Here is a 17,007-nt window from a genome sequence, read left to right on the forward strand (position 1 = left end):
TGGGCACCTGCGGGGTACGGTTGCAGCCACTGGTGGATGCGCTCAGAGCCCAGTTGCTAGCCCAGCCGGTGCTGCACGCGGATGAAACGCCGGTAGCGATGCTGGCACCGGGCAAGAAGAAAACCCACCGGGCCTATGTGTGGGCTTACTGCAGCACCTCGTTCTCTGAACTGAAGGCCACGGTCTATGACTTCGCGCCCAGCCGGGCGGGCGAACACGCCCGCGCCTTCCTGGGGAACTGGCATGGCAAGCTGGTGTGTGACGACTACGCTGGCTATAAGGCGGGCTTCGGCGAGGGCATTACCGAGATCGGTTGCCTGGCGCACGCCCGTCGCAAGTTCCACGACCTGCACGTGGCCAACAAGAGTGAGCTGGCCGCCCAAGCGCTGGAGTCCATCGGTGCGCTGTACGGCATCGAGCGAGAGGCGAAGGATCTGCCGGATAAAGACCGCCAGCGCTTGCGCAACGAAAAAGCCAGGCCCATCGCCGACGCCCTGCACCAATGGATGATCTCCCAACGGCAAAAAGTCCCGGACGGCTCGGGCACGGCCAAAGCCCTGGACTACAGCCTGAAACGCTGGGCGGCGCTGACGCGCTACCTGGACGATGGCGCAGTGCCGATCGACAACAACCGGGTGGAAAACCAGATCCGCCCCTGGGCGCTGGGGCGCAATAACTGGCTGTTCGCGGGCTCTCTGCGCAGTGGCTAGCGTGCGGCCGCCGTCATGAGCCTGATCCAGTCGGCGAAGCTGAACGGCCACGATCCTTATGCGTATCTGAAGGATGTGCTGGCTCGGCTGCCGACGCAAAAGAACAACGCCATAAATGAGCTCTTGCCCCAAAACTGGGCGCCGACCTCCGCCTGACAAGGTGGGATTACCGGACGCTTACGTCGCACCTACAACGTCATTGCCTTTTTTTAGCTGGCCCTTTCCCTACGCCCTCTCTTTCTATTTTTTTTATAATCAGATCCTTATGTAGAGGACTTTAAAAGACGTTTTCATGAGCCCCGATATCGTAACTACCATGCTGAGGCCTTGATTCGCCACTGTAATCCACGCCCGGAATCGGCGGCCCGCCGGCCATGGGCCCTTGGCCGTTATCAACACCCTGGCTGAAATCATTTACCTCTAACAGGAACGGATCGCCGACAAAGAACGGATAGGACGAATTTTCAGGATTTCGAATTCCGATATTAATGTTATTAAGACCAGAAGATGTCCCCCCACTCTTGTATAGATAATCAAAGTCGCCAAACAGGTTATTGTCGTCATTGATGGTAGTGGCACCAGGAATATTGATCGCCCCCGCGGGTGTGGTGCTTGACGACGCCCAGCCAATCAGAATGTTATTAATGAAATTAATCGGCAGAGGCCCGGTCAAGTCCTGACTAAAAGGGCTTACCAGTAGCATGGCGCAGCCGTTACAGCGGGGTGGCGTATCGTCAGGGCCTGTCGGTTTCGCCAACCAGCTGTTGTTGATAATGTCTATGCTCGTGAAACGCTCCGTGCCGCGGATCTTCGCCACCCCACCGTCAAACCCCGTTGCTCCGTAGAAAATATTGTTGCGCATCAACAGGCTTCCCGTTTTTGCACCGCGGGTGGTGATCAAATCCAGCGGAACGCCGCCATAGGGCGCAGTGAAATGGAATCGGTTCTGCTCCACGGCGATGTTGGCTCCGGCGTTCTTCAGGTCGACATACAGACCGGCCACGGGAGTGCTGACCGTATTGGCCCGCACAACTGTCCCGGTAGCACTGTCGCCCACGTCCTCGATCGAGATCGATGGCTCTGCCAGCGGGAACGACGGCGGTTCGTCAGCGGTAATGGTAATGTGGTTATTAAGCATCCGCAGTCCGCTGCTGTCTTTAACCCTAAAATACTGACTGGCGTTAGAAGTGCGCTCGAACGTTGCTGTATTGTTTTCGAACAACAGATTGTCACTAAACTCAGCATCGATTGTTCCCGGAGCGCCCGTGAACGAGCTGTTCCGCACTGTCACATTGTCGGCTCGGATATACAGCGCGACCCTCCCCGCGGTCATGTCCAATCCGTCGATGACGGCTCCGTCGGCGTAAATGGCCAGACGGCCTTGGGTCTGTTCTTCCCCCGGAGCGGGTTCGATCGTGACATTGGTAGCTCCCGAAACCCGACTGATAGAGAAATAGTCCGGGAAAAGGGGCTCACCCTGGGACTGCAACGTCAGATTCTTCAACGCAATCAGAGCGCTATTATCGCCGAGACCGGCGTCGCCCAGTACAGCCTGCCGGTCGGGATCCGCGCTACGTAGAACCACGCCGGCACGGTTACGCCCGACGAGCTCGAATGAGCCATCCGGCGCTGTCACTGACGTGTGCTCGGAGTACAGCCCATCGCATATATCAATGGTCCCCCCATCGGTGACCGCGTAGGCCGCTGCGTGCAATGAGCGAGTGTCTGCATCGGCGCATTGGGCTAGATCGTCATCGACGACAATAGTTGCTTTGGCGGGTGCGGTATCCACACGCAGTTCATAGTTACCAAGCTCCTCACCATCCCGCTCTATGAGCGCGGACACTTCAATGATGTAGGTTTCGGTGCTGCCATCACCAGGTAAGCGCATTCCTGTGCTATGCAGATGGGATTCGCTATCGTCGCCGTTGACATTGTCGTCGCTGACGGTGGGCCCACCGGCCAGCGGGTCCTCGAAAAAAGGGTCCGTGGCCTGGCGATAGACACTCACATTGGCTGATCCGCTGTTCAGCGCACCGCCGGCGGCCGGCGCCAAGCGCAGGTACAGGCCGTCACCGCCGGCAGCCACCAGCCTGTAGAACTGGCGGTCTCCGTTCACCTGAATGTTGCCGGTGACGGTGGCGCGACCGGCGCCGTCCAGCGCCAACAATTGTGGCGGCTCGATACGGGCGATCGCTGTTCGGTAAGCATCGCCTGCATTGTGGCTATAGATCGTAAGGATATAGGGGCCGTCTGCAGGGAGCTCAGCAATGCGCTGGTCGGCGCCCGAGTAATGGTAGGATGCGATGGGGTTGCCATTCACATCGTTGACTCTCAACGAGACGTTGCTGCCCGCGCTCCTTACGTCTACCAAACCTATCAGCGTGCCGGCGGTTCCGTGGAAGACGCGGTGGGTACTGCCACGCGCAGCAGAGATTACCCCTTCTATGTTTTCATCGAGGCTGACTTCCGGGACCTCTTCCACCAGCAAGCGATATCCACCGGGGGCATTTTGCGTTGCCTTGATGCTGACGGTGTAATCGCCGTCTGTAGGCAGCCTGGTGACGAAGTTTGCCAAGCTGGAACCAATGAAATCATCCGAACCCAGAAGTTGGCCATTGGGTCCGTGAAGCTCCAACGTGCCGTACAATGTCGAACCGTCACCCTGGCCCGCTTGCACCTGGACGAAAACGCCGGCCTGCCCCGGGAACGTGTAGCGGTCGGTCTCGCCGACAGGATCAATGGCGCCGAGATCGTTATAGGGCAGGCTAATGACGTCCGCGCCGCCATTATTGCCACCGGCGGGGCTGAGCACGATGTCGATGTTTTCGCTGGCACCGGCTGCGCCGTTGACCGTGACCTCGCCTTGCAAGGTTCCATTACGCGCCGTTGCGATAAGCTGATACTCGATCCCGGCGGGTACCGGCAGCGCGCGGTTATTATCACTATGGATATTCGTGGTTGCGCCGGAGTACGGGCCAGCGTCCACAGTGCTGCCGTTGATAAAGCAGGTCTCGGAGATATCCAGTTCTGGAAGGCCGCTGCTGTTGTCGACCTTACATTGAGGAATGGGCCGGTAGGTTTCGACGAAATCGTCGCAGTTGTACCAGGAGAGGTGCCCCACCACCATTTCAAAGCCCAAACCGGTGGGCGAATTACTGTCGCTCACCACGGTGCCCATGCCTTCCTGCACCCACTGGCCGGAGGTTTCGTCCAACGACCACAGTGGGATGTGATCCCCAGCGGTGACGGGGCTGCCGTCGCTGTGCTGATCAATGTAGACCGGCACCGTCAGCGTGGCCTGCTTGCCGGGGGCCAATTGCAGCCGCTCACCACCTTGGGTGAGGTGATATTCGGCCACCCCAAAGGACAGCAGCACACCGCTGTCGCCGTTGTTATCCGCGGCTGCGAACGAGCCCGGGAACGCGTTGCGGGCGTCCGCATCCGAGACATCCACCGGCGTGAGCGCGACCTCCACGCTTCCGGAAACCGGATTGCCGCTGGCGTCGACCAGAGCGCTGGCGGGCAGCTCGATGGCGGTGCCGTCGGCGCCAATGACGTTGCCGCCGTCTTCGGCATTGCTCAGCGTCTGCGTGGTAGCCCGCTCCGTTATGGTCGCGCTGAAAGTGGCGGCATCGCTGGCGCGGGCAGGGATGTTAGTGCGCACGAAACGATCAGCGTAGCCAGCCTTGGTTAGTTTGAACACGAACTCGACGCCGGTAGGCATGTTACTCAGCATCGTTTTGCCATCCGCGTCAGTAGTCGCGTCGCGATCACCGCCGACCAAATGTTCAGCGTTGATCAAGCTAACTTTCACACCTTCAACGGGGTTGCCACCGGTATCAATGACGCTACCTTTAATCAGGCCGTCGGTTGCCGACGGCTGCGGCCCCGTGGCAATCGTCAGGGTCAGGCTGGCGGTATCACGGTTACCGTCGACATCCGTGACGGTTAGTTCCACCGTGTAACTGCCCTCGAGGTCATAAGCGTGTGCAATCTGGCTATTGCGTCCGGCGTCGCCGTCGCCGAAATTCCAATAATAGGTCAAACCGTCACCACTGGAAGCGCTGGCGTTGAAAGCTAAATTGCTGCCTGCGGCAAGGTCCCCGCTGACGGTGAAGTCAGCCTCAGGTAGCGTGGAGGCGCGCCCAATCGTCAAGGACTGGCTAGCGACGTCCGTGCGACCCTCACTGTCTGTAACAGTGAGGGTCACCGTGTAATCGTCCGCATCAGCGAAGGCGTGTGTGGTCTGCACCCCGGTGGCTGTATCGCCATCGCCGAAGTCCCAGCCGTAGGTCAACCCATCGCCGGTGGAGCTATTGGCATCGAAGCTCAGGCTGCTGCCCGCGACCTGATCGCCAATGACCGTGAAGTTTGCCTCCGGCGGAGCCGGCGGCACATCAATGTCGGTGATCGTCAATTGCTGGCTGGTGGTATCCGTGCGGCTGTCGCTGTCGGTGACTCTCAGGGTGACCGTGTAATCGTCAGCGACGGTGAATGTGTGTGTCGTCTGAACCCCGGTGGCCGTGTCGCCGTCACCGAAGTCCCAGGCGTAGGCCAACCCATCGCCGGTGGAGCCGGCGGCATCAAATGACACGGATTCGCCAACTTTAAGTGAACCGCTAAGAGTGAATGCCGCGACCGGATCGGTCGCTAGTGGCGGCGCCCAAGCCGGACGTTGTCCGTCGGTGTCGTCCGGCGGGGTGACACTATACTGATTCGTCAGATGGCTGCGTGCGATGGCAAGCAAATTGGGGTGATTGGCTGTGGCCTGTTTAATGTCGTCGAAAACGGCTTTGCCAACGCCGTTGATCTTACCATCGCTGGCAAAGTCCGCCGCCAAAACATCAATGTTGGGCTGGTTGATGCCCGCGGCCAGTGTCGCGGCTGAAAAAAGCAGTAGATTGGCGCTGTCATCCTGATGCGCGCTATCGCCGTCATCCTGAAGCAAGTCGAGAGTATTTGGCAACGCGTTAATGCCCATAATCGAAGCCAGTTCGCTACGCGCCTGGTCACGGGCATCACCAAATGCCTCCCCCGCCGCCATTAAATGCCGTGTACGAGCGGCGACAAAATGAGTGAAAAGGTTGACATTGGCATCCGCATCGCCGGGCAGTGATGCCGTGCCATGTAATTCAAGATTGCCGGCAAAGTTACCCGTAAACTCGTTAAAAAATGCCCCACTCATGGTTAATTGCGTGGGTCCGCCCCAGTCGATATCAGGGATCGCAAAGGCGCCATCCGTGCTGATGGTCGCCGTGACAGATGTGCCGGCAGCACTGCCATCACCACCCAAAGCCACCGCGCTGGCACTGCCGCCGGGCTGGAAAGGGCCTTTCTGGGCGACGCCCGTGACGACCGCTGCCGTCTGCTCGTCGCCATTACCGTTATTGGAGCTATCATCACCGCAAGCCCCCAGAGCCAGAGCAAAAGTGGTCGCCAAAATGGCCCGGCAAACCAGCCATCCAAAGTTGCTCCGTAGTCGGGCGCTCGTAATCATATTAACGATCCAATGACAAGTATTCATAACCATCTCATATCCCATCCAAACCCACTCACGCTTTGAGCAGGTTCCCATAGCGCAGAATAAAGCGGTTGCCCGTGCAATCACGGTGTTACGCCCCCAGGAAGGGAGCGAGGTGTTCAGTACAAATAGACAGCGCCGGCGTTATCCGCGCTGTTATCAGTTTGATCTCCATTGATACCGGTAGCGTTACTGTTCTCTCCAAAAGCCCCGACGGCCAAGGTATTACCATCGGCGGCGAGTGCGACGCTGCCCCCAAAATAATCCTTTACATCCGTGTTGGAAGCTTTTACGTAGGCCTGCTGCTGCCAAGTGGCACCGGCTTCACGAGTGAAGACATAAGCAGCACCTGTTCCCCCGAGAGAGAGCCCCACACTGTCATCATGTTCATCGCCACCGATGCCTGTAGCCTTACCCTCTTCGAGGTACGCCCCAACCGCCAGGATGTTACCGTCGCCAGCCAACGCAATACTCGTTCCGAAAGCGTCACCAGCTTCTGCGTTGGAGGCCTTAATGTAAGCTTCTTGCGTCCAGGTACTCCCGTTACGCTGAAAGACGTAAGCAGCACCCGCTCTATCCGCACTATTGTCATCCTCATCACCACCAACCCCCGTGGCCTGACTACCTTCGCTATAAGCTCCGACAGCCAAGGTATTGCCGTCATCGGCTAGCGAGACGCCGGTGCCGAAGAAGTCCCCCGCCTCAGCATTAGAAGCCTTTATATAAGCTTGTTGGGCCCAGGCCACACCGGTACGGGTAAAGATATAGACCGCACCGGATTTAGACGCGCTGTTGTCACTTTCATCACCGTCAATACCTTTGGCACTGCTACTCTCTGAAGTGGACGCGACCGCCAGGGTATTGCCGTCACTGGCAAGCGCGGTAACGTACCCAAAGTGATCACCGGCGTCTGTATTAGAGGCCTTGATGTAAGCCTGCTGCGTCCAGCTGGTGCCGGTACGAGTGAAAACGTAAACAGCGCCCGCTTCATCCTCACTGTTATCGCTTTCATCACCGCCAATGGTGGTAGCGTTACTGTCGTCATAGCTAGCAACGGCTAAGGTATTACCCTGGTTGGCCAAGGAGACACTCTGCCCGAACCGGTCACCGGCCTCTGCATTGGAGGCCTTGATGTAGGCCTGCTGCGACCAGCTGCCACCGGCGCGGCTGAAGATGTATACCGCGCCCGCTTCGACCGCGCTGTTATCGCTCTGATCACCATCAATCCCTCTGGCATTGCTGCTCTCATAAATAGCGCCGACCGCCAAGGTGTCGCCATCACGCGCAAGTGCAAGCCTTGATCCAAACTCATCACCTGCTTCTGCATTGGACGCCTTGAGATAGGCTTGCTGTGTCCAGACGCCGGTAATCGGGTCTCGGTTAAATATATACACCGCGCCAGCGCTGGCCTCGCTGTTGTCAGCCTCATCGCCGTCAACACCGGTAGCCTTACTCGCCTCCGCTCTCGCCCCGACGACCAGAGTGTGACCATCCGCAGATAACGCAACATCACCGCCGAAGCGATCATCTCTATCGGTGTTGGAAGCCTTTACGTAGCCAATCAGACGGTCTACAACGACGGAGATGAGATTAATACTGGTACTGGCCCCTATTTCCGCGCCCTGGTCGCCATAGGCGACAACCCGGTAGCGCCCATTGTTGAAGTCAGTCAGATGGAGCGGCAATGGAATGACGACACTTGATTCGCTGCCCGCAATCTGGTCCTGGCCATCAAGTGTTCCATCACCATTGAGATCAACTTGAGTGAAACCGGATTGGCCATCGGCATTCAGTTCCAGGGTGTAGTGGTCAGGCGCGCCGTCGGTGAACTCCCAGCTCAACACGATCTGATTAGGGTCGTTACCCTCCATCACTGAGGCCGCGGCAAACGCCGGTGATTCAGCCCCACCAGCTGCGCTACCTCCGCCGCCTCCACCGCAACCAACGCCCGCCACCGCGAACAAGACAGTCAATAAAGAGACATGAGTAGCCCGACGCCGATTAGATGACGATGCGACTTTCAGTCGGTTATTTTGGGGATGCAGGCGGGTATTCATAGCAACACGTCAATCCTTTAATAATCCTCGGGGCCACAATGGCGCTTCTCTCAGTCACTAAGGTAACGGCAATTAGAACACTATCGCAGACCCTAACTGAGGGGCTCCCTCCCCCCTCCCCCCCCCAAACGAGGGGGATGGGGCAGCAGAAGACGAGAGGGACTGGCCGGTTCCGCCAGCTCAGAGTAGGCTATGAGAACAATAACTTCCGGAGGCGTGATGTGAAAATGGGGCTGATCCTAGAAGATCACGATGGCGCTCAACGCTGGTTACGTCAGGTATTACTCGATGTGTTTCCCGGCATGACAGTGAGCACTGCTACAGGGCTCTCTTTCGCAAATGAAAAGCTGAAACACTTGCGCGCTGCAGGTATCACTCTCGACCTGGCGCTGGTGGATCTGAGCCTTCCCGATGGCACAGGCATAGATTTCATCCGCGAATTACGCCGAAAAGAGCCTGACTGTCTGAGTGTAGTTATCACCATCCATGATGATGATCGACATGTTTTCCAGGCGCTAAAAGCCGGAGCCTCTGGGTACCTGCTTAAACAACAGTCAAAACAAGAATTAGCCGGGCGCTTGAGCGGCATTGTCAACGGAGAGCCCCCTTTGTCTCCAGCAATTGCTCATCGCGTATTGGCGACGTTCTCACAAGATGAAGAAGAGCAATGCGATCCCATGACCCCTAGAGAGAAAGAAGTGCTCAGGCTGATTGCGAAAGGATTCACGCTTTCAAAAGTCGCTGAAACGCTAGGCGTTAGCCGTCACACCATTGCGGGGCATGTAAAGAATATTTATCGAAAACTGGAGGTTTCATCCCGGGCAGAAGCCACTCAACAAGCAATCCGGCTGGGCGTAATTTGAACGTTTGAAAGCCCACCGTTGCCATAATACCAGTTGAAACGTGCGGGGGTTTCACATTTCATTCTAGCTTCAATATCAGGCATCGAGCCCCCTGCACAACAGGGGAAAGCACCAAAGGCGCCACTCTTGATCAACCCGAACCCAGTGCCTGATCAGGAATGCACTCCGAACTCAAGAATGCCTTAAATCGGCAGAGGTATGCGTATCTCCAGCTGACTGCCCTGCGGATGATTCTGCCTCCAAACAGCTGTCCCCCCTAAATCAGAAGTGCGTGTGTTAATAGTTCGGGTACCATGCCCGTGCAGCCACTCTGATGGAGCGGAAGCATTTCCATTATCTGTGATAGTGATACCGATGACGCCACCATCAATTCGCCATTCCACATCCACATTATCCCCTCCGGCATGCCGGATAACGTTGGTAATAGCCTCCCGCAGCGTTCGCATAAGATTCGCCACTCCGCGAGCCGACACGACTATTTTTGTTAACTCACCGATTACTGTCCAGTGCAGCGTGAAGCCAGCGTCATTCAACCGAGTGCGCGCCTCCCCTTCACAGCTGGTAATCAGGTGATCCAGTTCTACAGAGTCCCCCGAGGTTGCATCCACAAGCCCCCGTAAATCCTCAATAGCAGCAAGAGCGAGTTGACGGCACGTCGGATTATCCGAGGCATAAACCAGATCCAGCAGGCGCGCACCCAAGTCATCATGAAGATCACGCATTATCCTTTTCCGCTCCACTTCGGCCCCCATCTCCCGCGCACGAATTCCTTGCAAGGCGTTATGCGTAAGGTCATGCAGCAAGTGAATCATTTGCAAATCCTGCAACGAAAAAAGTCGCCCGCCTTCAGCAGGAAACTCCAGCATTTGCGGGCGGTCATCAGCACCAAAGGCAGGCACCATCATGCGCACGCCATCCGCTGAAACAGATGGCTCTATTAACTCACCTCTCCAGGATTTCAGCTGTAAAGGCTTGAACGTGTGCTGAAGCAAATCAGGCCAGGCAGCAATAATTTGCCGTTCTGTTTTTGCTGAAAAAAGCGTATCCACCAGTTCTCGCAGCGCTTCTTCTTGAGGTGCATCAGAACGCCGACCGACCTTCTCCCAAAGCAGCTGCCGCAAGGGGAAATACAACCAGCCAGACAACGCCAATGAAACAGCAAGGGCTGAACTCCCTGCCATATTCACAAAAAAGACGAGCACCAGATCGAGAGTCAAGACAATCAGACCCGCGGCAAACCAAAGCCATGTTTTAAACCACCAGCGCTCCACATCAAAGAGCCGGTAGCGCAGAAGCCCTGCGGCCAAGCCAAGATAAACCATCAGGAAGCCGCCGTAGCCTATTACTACCGGAACAATGGGATTAAAACCGAAGACAGGAGGAATCGTAACCAAGCCGATTAACATTACTGTTCCGGAAAAAATCGCAAGCAAACACCATTTCAGGGCCGCACGATCAGTAGGTCGATTACGACTCGCATACCACTGGATACCTGCAAATACCAATCCAATCAAATAGCTTAATAATATAGGAAGATATACCGTGACACCTGGGTCCCCTCCAGCCTTAAACAATGTTTTAATCCAGAGCACCCAGCACCCCGCAGCAGTAGCATAGAGCAGCAATGGAACAACTGTGGATGGTTTCGACAACCAACGCGGGTACACAAAAAAAAGAGACACCAGTGACGCGCAAATAATTAGCGACCCAGCGTGGTTAACAGCAGACAAATATTGAAACAACTGGCCATGAATAACCAATTCACGACTGTTGTATACACTCAGTGGTAGGCCGACCAGCATTACTCCCAGCCCCGACAAAGCAAAGAACCGGGTTGCAATTTGATCCGGCCTTACCGCCCAGATACCAATGGCAATGAAAAAGGAGATTAATGTATACCCAGCCTGTACCGCGAAGCTTCCCAGTAAAAAGGTCAGAGGTGCACGCTGATTAAACAAAGGAATAAGCTCGCCCTGCGCTGTAATCATCACGGGATTGTTATCGATAATTTCCGACAGCGCCGTCTGGTTTTTAATAAAACGCGTCAGTTCAGTGCCAGATAGCGTATCTGGCTCGTCAGTCAGCAGAAGCCAGTTTAACGCTACCGATCGTTGATTCGCATCCCTTAGCGCCACCACTACCAGTCCCGGCAACACTGTTTTTTGATTGGGTGAAGAGGCGCTAACATTGGCAATAATTAGTCCATCCCCATCAGGGTTGGCCTGAAATTCAATACCAAACCAAGGTAGCTGAAGCGTGCCATAACCGGCCAGAATAAAAAATAAAATAGCGATGATACCGCTACTCAGTAGAACACGCCGGGGAGCAACACCTCGCACTTCACTCCCCGCAGCAACCTTTTCCCCGTTAAAGAAAAACATCACACCCTCCACCCATTATTATTACGAAGTGCCCACATCCATTTTCAGACGCCTACACCACAATACCACCTGCGGCACTCAGCCTAAAAAATTCAAATCCTCCAACAACTTGAAGACATTTACCGCTCAGAAAAGATTCTCCCCCGGCGCAGACTCAAACCACAAGATCCGTCAGGTGAGTTCTATTTCATCACTGCAGGTACTGTAATGGTTAATTAATTCCAGACAATGTTTTAGGTTGTTCCTCGATACCCGGGGCGGTTCAGAGCGATCCCGCCGTTGTAGCTGTGATGCCTGTGATGATTGTAGTACCCCATCAGGTAATCACCGATATCTTCTCTTTGCCTCCAGCAAGCCGCGGCAGCCCATCACAGGCACCCACTCTGACTTGAAGCTCCGGAACAACCTTTCCAGGGCGCATTGTCCCAACAGTTGCCTCGTCGGCTCATGCTTTGCCGCATCCGGTAGCGCCATAAGCGCTGTCGGAACGTTCGACTGGCGTATTGGATACCCTGATCCGAGTGGAACATGACCTTTTCGGGCTCGCCACGCTGTTCCCAGGTATGATCCAGGGCCTTCACCACCAGATCGGCATCCGGACTGCCGGAGATCGCCCAACCCACAACCCTGCGTGCGTAGAGGTCGAGCACCACCGCCAGATAGTTCCAGCATTGCCCCGTCCAGATATAAGTAATGTCTCCGCACCACACCTGATTCGGCTGCTGCACCGTAAACTCCCGGTCCAGATGGTTTGGTATGTCTGGCCGTTCCACGGCGGCTTGCTTGTAGGCATGGGGGCCAGGTTGCTTACAGATCAGCCCCAGTTCCCGAATCAGACTACGCACCTTGAAGCGGCCAATTTCCACGCCCTGTTCATTGAACATCCCTTGTATCGTGCGGTTTCCCGCCAAGCTGCGGCCCTGATTAAACGCGCGACTCACCTTGGCTTTCAGGGCCACACGATGCGCATCAATATGATGACGCCGCTTACGGTGTTCGTAGTAACAGGAGCGATGCACATTAAACGCTGAACAGACCCATTCGACAGGTTCTCGCTCACTTAACTGGTGGATCAGCGCGTACGATTCCAGTCCTCCGACATCAAGAGAGCGGTAGTTTTTTTAAAATGTTCTTTTCCCGCTCCAAGCGTTCGCAGCGCGCCTCCAGCTCTTGTATGCGCCGTTGCTCGGGGGGCATAGCCTTACCTTTGGGGGCACTCCCTGGCGTTCCGCTTCAAGCTGTTTGACCCAACGCCGAAGCACGCTCTCGACCACGCCAAGTGAGGCACTGGCCTGGGGAACCGTGTAGCCTTGATCCATCACCCAACCGGCAGCTTCTTATTTGAACTCAGCAGTAAAGGAAGGTCGTTTTCTGGTCATCTGACACCTCGTTCATGGTGGCGATCTTACCACCTACATCGGTGTCCGGAATCATTGAACCACTACACCGCAGTTGACCCGCAGTCCCGCGTTCTCAGCGCCATCCGTTTTGACCTTGTCAACAGGCCGCCTTGCCTCAATGACACGGACCGATAGTTGCTTACTGCCTTGTTTGCTATGCTCCATCGCTTTGATCCACCAACACTAACGGTTTCAAGAAAATCCCCGCATCGCAGGCTCCGTCCGGCCTGCAAAGGATTTGGTGTAGGTTTTGAGCAGCATATCACCCGGGAATCGGCCCGACACGAAAACCTACACTTATTATGCGGATTGGGGTGGATCACCATGAACAGGCACGGACACTACCGGAAATCGCAAATTTCGCTAACCAATTGAATTAATAGCGAAAAAAGGAAAAACAGGCTGAAACGCAGATATGACGAACTCCGATTTATCAGCACACACTCCCATGATGCGGCAGTATCTTAGCATCAAGGCCGAGCACCCGGACCAGTTGGTGTTCTACCGTATGGGGGATTTTTATGAACTGTTCTTCGGCGATGCGCAGAAAGCGGCCCGGTTGCTGGACATCACACTGACTCAGCGCGGGCAAAGCGCGGGCAAGCCGATTCCGATGGCGGGGATTCCGTATCACGCGGCGGAAGGGTACCTGGCGCGGTTGGTGAAGCTCGGTGAGTCGGTGGTGATCTGCGAGCAGATCGGTGATCCGGCCACCAGCAAGGGGCCGGTGGAACGCAAGGTGGTACGCATCGTCACGCCGGGAACGGTAAGTGACGAAGCCCTGATGGAAGAACGCCGGGACAATCTGCTTTGCGCTTTGTGCGAAGACGGCCCTCGCGTGGGCGCGGCAGCGCTGGACGTGGCAGCCGGCCGTTTCGTGGTGACCCAGGTGGAGGGGCAGGAGCAGTTGCAGGCGCTACTTGAGCGCTGGCAGCCGGCGGAGTTGTTGCTGAGCGAAGCACACGGTTTTCCGACGGCATTGGCGGAACGCCCCGGCAGCCGGGTGCGGCCAGTGTGGGAGTTCGATGAGGAGGCGGCGCGGCGGCAGCTGTGCAAGCAGTTCCAGGTGCAAGACCTGTCCGGCTTCGGGCAGCCGGCAGGCGCCGCGGTGGCCGCGGCCGGCGCGCTGTTGCAGTACGCTCGCGATACCCAGCGCAGCGCCCTGCCCCATGTCACCGGCCTGGCGGTGGAGTCGTTCGACGACAGCGTGGCCATGGACGCCGCCACCCGCCGCAATCTGGAGCTGACCGAAACCCTGGATGGCCGGGAGCAACATTCCCTCGCCTGGGTGCTGGACAACACTACCACCGCCATGGGCGCGCGCCTGTTGAAACGCTGGGTGCATCAGCCATTACGTGACCGCGTCGTGCTCAATGGCCGCCAGGATCGTATCGATGCTCTGCGTGACGGCTGGCGTTTCGAGGCGCTGCGCCAGGTGTTGGACCGGATCGGCGATATGGAACGAATCCTCGGCCGGGTGGCGCTGCGCTCCGCCCGCCCCCGCGATCTGATCCGCCTGCGCGCCAGCCTGGAAGCGCTGCCGGCCCTGCACGCGGCCTTGCCGGAATCCAACGCCTTCGCCGAAGCCCATGAGCGCCTGGGCGAGTTCCCGGAACAGTGCGAATTACTGGCCCGGGCGGTGGTCGAGAATCCACCCATGTTGATCCGCGACGGCGGCGTCATCGCTCCGGGTTACAGCGAGGATCTGGATGAGTTGCGGGCGATCAGCGAAAACGCGGGCGCGGTGCTGGTGGACATCGAAAAACGCGAACGCGAACGCACTGGCTTCGGCACTCTGCGGGTCAAGTACAACAAGGTTCACGGCTACTATATTGAGCTGTCCCGCCGCGAGGCGGAACAAGCGCCGGTGGACTATCAACGCCGGCAGACCCTGAAAAACGCCGAGCGCTTCATTACGCCGGAGTTGAAGACCTTCGAGGACAAGGCGCTGTCCGCGTCCAGCAAGGCGCTGACGCTGGAAAAACGGCTCTACGAGGCCTTGATCGAAACGGTGGCGGCACATCTGGGGCCGTTGCAGGTGTGCGCCTCGGCGGTGGCCGAACTCGACGTACTGGCGACACTGGCGGAACGCGCCGAGGCGCTGGGCTGGGTGCGGCCGCAACTGCTGGAAACGCCCTTGCTGGAAATCGTCGACGGCCGCCATCCGGTGGTGGAGCAGGTGCTGGAAGAGGCGTTCGTGCCCAACAGTCTGCACCTGGACGATCGCCGGCGCATGGTCGTCATCACCGGCCCGAACATGGGTGGTAAATCCACTTATATGCGTCAGACCGCGTTGATCGCGCTGCTCGCTCATATCGGCAGCGCGGTGCCCGCCGCCAGCGCCCGCATCGGGCCGCTGGACCGGATCTTCACCCGCATCGGTTCCTCCGATGATCTGGCCGGCGGCCGTTCCACCTTCATGGTGGAAATGTCGGAAACCGCCAACATTCTCAACAACGCCACCCCGGAGAGTCTCGTATTGATGGATGAGATTGGCCGCGGCACCAGCACCTTCGACGGGCTCAGCCTGGCCTGGGCGGCGGCGGAGCATCTGGCCAGGCAACTGCGTGCCTTCACCCTCTTCGCCACCCATTATTTCGAGCTGACACAACTGCCGGAGACTCTGGAGACGGTCTACAACGCCCACCTCACCGCCAGCGAACACGACAATCGTATTGTCTTCCTGCACCGGGTGCAGGAAGGGCCCGCCAGCCGCAGCTACGGTTTGCAGGTGGCACAACTGGCCGGGGTACCGGCACCGGTGATCCAGCGGGCCACGGAAAAGCTGCAGGAACTGGAGACCGGCACGCCCGCGCCAGCGGCGGCTCCCGCGCGCCCGGCGGCGCCGATGCAAAGCGAGCTGTTCGCGGCACCGGACCCGCTCAAGGAGGCGTTCGGGGAAGTCGATCCCGATCAGCTGACGCCTCGTCAGGCGCTGGATCTGCTTTATCGGCTGAAGAGCTTAGCTTAACCGGGTAAGCCGGTTTGCCTGCCCGGGGCCTTGAAGCTAGACTAGCGCGGCCCCGAGACCCCCAAACCGGCGCTCTGCTAGACTTTCCATAGCGGGCGGACCGGTCGTGGAAGAGAACACACCTGGCGAGGACAGGCTAATGACGTTCGTAGTAGGTGAAAACTGCATCAAGTGTAAACACACGGACTGTGTGGAAGTATGTCCGGTGGACTGCTTTTATGAAGGTCCGAATTTTCTGGTCATTCATCCGGATGAGTGCATCGACTGTGCGCTGTGCGAGCCGGAGTGCCCGGTGAACGCGATCTTCTCGGAAGACGAATTGCCCGACGACCAACAAGAGTTCCTGGAGATCAACGCCGAACTGGCGGAGAAGTGGCCGAATATCACGGAGATGAAAGATGCTCCGGACGACGCCGCGGACTGGGACGGCGTGGCCAACAAGCGCGAGCACCTGGTTCGAGAGTGGTAAGGAGAACGGCGGAGAAGGCGGATCGAAGACTCGTCTTACCGCCAACCGCCTGAGAGGCGGGCAGGCATTGCCAGGGAAGAAGGCGGCCATAAAAATGAGAAGGGCGGCATCCTGCCGCCCTTTTTGCGTCGAGTCGTCCTTACCCGATTTGCGCTCACCTGGACATCCTTGTCCGCCATCCTTAGCAGTTCCCTGTGTTCATGTCCCTGAACACGGAAAGTACTATAGCAAGTGCCCTGACGCTCAAGGGTTAAAGATCTTTAAAAAGTAAATGGATTCCATTCGCCGAAAAACAAAAATTCCTTTCAAATCAAATGGATGGGGATTTTCAGCTCAAAAGAAAGAGCAGATGGCGGACACCACATTGGTAAAAATGCTTACACCGTTGTAAGATATGGCTTACAAGATCGCGGTTGACCTTCACTTCGCAAGCCTGCCATTTGCATTCTGGATACGGTGCACCCGAACAAGCTAGGAAGTTTTTACATTCTCTCACCGCATTTTACAGCAGGGGGAAGGCTCTCCCTGTAGGATATACAGTATCTCGATTGGCTAGGGCGTTAGGCCGAGCCAACGGAAAAGGTATCCCCCCAAGGCGCTAGAAATAGCGCTCACAACCCCCCCTCTTCCAC

Annotated in this window: 6 protein-coding genes and 2 pseudogenes; 4 read left to right on the forward strand and 4 right to left on the reverse strand. The window is 57.1% G+C overall.

Annotation, left to right across the window (positions count from 1 at the left end):
• Positions 1 to 866: pseudogene (locus E0L37_RS20820) on the forward strand (IS66 family transposase); the annotation flags it as partial.
• A gap of 121 nt (positions 867 to 987) precedes the next feature.
• Here E0L37_RS20820 and E0L37_RS20825 read toward each other — a convergent pair.
• Together E0L37_RS20825 and E0L37_RS20830 are read right to left on the reverse strand one after the other, a co-directional pair.
• Positions 988 to 6,210, reverse strand: coding sequence for a carboxypeptidase-like regulatory domain-containing protein (locus E0L37_RS20825; RefSeq protein ID WP_166643112.1), 5,223 nt, complete (start codon positions 6,208 to 6,210; stop codon positions 988 to 990).
• 143 nt (positions 6,211 to 6,353) lie between these two features.
• Positions 6,354 to 8,291 (reverse strand): integrin, encoded by a 1,938-nt coding sequence (locus E0L37_RS20830; RefSeq protein ID WP_133493564.1) that lies wholly within the window; start codon positions 8,289 to 8,291, stop codon positions 6,354 to 6,356.
• 227 nt (positions 8,292 to 8,518) lie between these two features.
• Here E0L37_RS20830 and E0L37_RS20835 point away from each other — a divergent pair, with 227 nt between their 5' ends.
• Positions 8,519 to 9,154: a response regulator transcription factor gene (locus tag E0L37_RS20835; RefSeq protein ID WP_240687529.1), complete on the forward strand. Its 636-nt coding sequence runs from the start codon at positions 8,519 to 8,521 to the stop codon at positions 9,152 to 9,154.
• 182 nt (positions 9,155 to 9,336) lie between these two features.
• Here the strand turns inward: E0L37_RS20835 and E0L37_RS20840 are convergent, their stop codons facing one another.
• Both E0L37_RS20840 and E0L37_RS20845 read right to left on the reverse strand, forming a co-directional pair.
• Positions 9,337 to 11,535 carry a hypothetical protein gene (locus E0L37_RS20840; protein ID WP_133493566.1) on the reverse strand — a complete coding sequence of 733 codons (2,199 nt, stop codon included), beginning with the start codon at positions 11,533 to 11,535 and terminating at the stop codon, positions 9,337 to 9,339.
• A 211-nt stretch (positions 11,536 to 11,746) separates the two neighbouring features.
• Positions 11,747 to 12,854 (reverse strand): annotated as a pseudogene (locus E0L37_RS20845) (IS3 family transposase).
• A gap of 496 nt (positions 12,855 to 13,350) precedes the next feature.
• Between E0L37_RS20845 and mutS the strand changes: the two are divergent.
• Together mutS and fdxA are read left to right on the forward strand one after the other, a co-directional pair.
• Entirely contained in the window at positions 13,351 to 15,906 is a 2,556-nt protein-coding gene (gene mutS, locus E0L37_RS20850; protein WP_133493567.1) for a DNA mismatch repair protein MutS, read from the forward strand.
• Positions 15,907 to 16,045: 139 nt separating this feature from the next.
• Positions 16,046 to 16,375 (forward strand): ferredoxin FdxA, encoded by a 330-nt coding sequence (gene fdxA / locus E0L37_RS20855; protein WP_133493568.1) that lies wholly within the window; start codon positions 16,046 to 16,048, stop codon positions 16,373 to 16,375.
• Positions 16,376 to 17,007 lie beyond the last annotated feature (632 nt).

Origin of the sequence: Alcanivorax sp. 24, assembly GCF_004360225.1 — a bacterium.
Lineage (GTDB): Bacteria > Pseudomonadota > Gammaproteobacteria > Pseudomonadales > Alcanivoracaceae > Alloalcanivorax > Alloalcanivorax xiamenensis.

Excerpts from the sequence above, each read along its gene's own strand:
- E0L37_RS20835 (WP_240687529.1), top strand. The coding sequence starts at position 8,519 with ATGGGGCTGATCCTAGAAGATCACGATGGCGCTCAACGCTGGTTACGT.
- fdxA (WP_133493568.1), top strand. The coding sequence starts at position 16,046 with ATGACGTTCGTAGTAGGTGAAAACTGCATCAAGTGTAAACACACGGAC.
- E0L37_RS20825 (WP_166643112.1), bottom strand. The coding sequence starts at position 6,210 with ATGATTACGAGCGCCCGACTACGGAGCAACTTTGGATGGCTGGTTTGC.
- mutS (WP_133493567.1), top strand. The coding sequence starts at position 13,351 with ATGACGAACTCCGATTTATCAGCACACACTCCCATGATGCGGCAGTAT.
- E0L37_RS20830 (WP_133493564.1), bottom strand. The coding sequence starts at position 8,291 with ATGAATACCCGCCTGCATCCCCAAAATAACCGACTGAAAGTCGCATCG.
- E0L37_RS20840 (WP_133493566.1), bottom strand. The coding sequence starts at position 11,535 with ATGTTTTTCTTTAACGGGGAAAAGGTTGCTGCGGGGAGTGAAGTGCGA.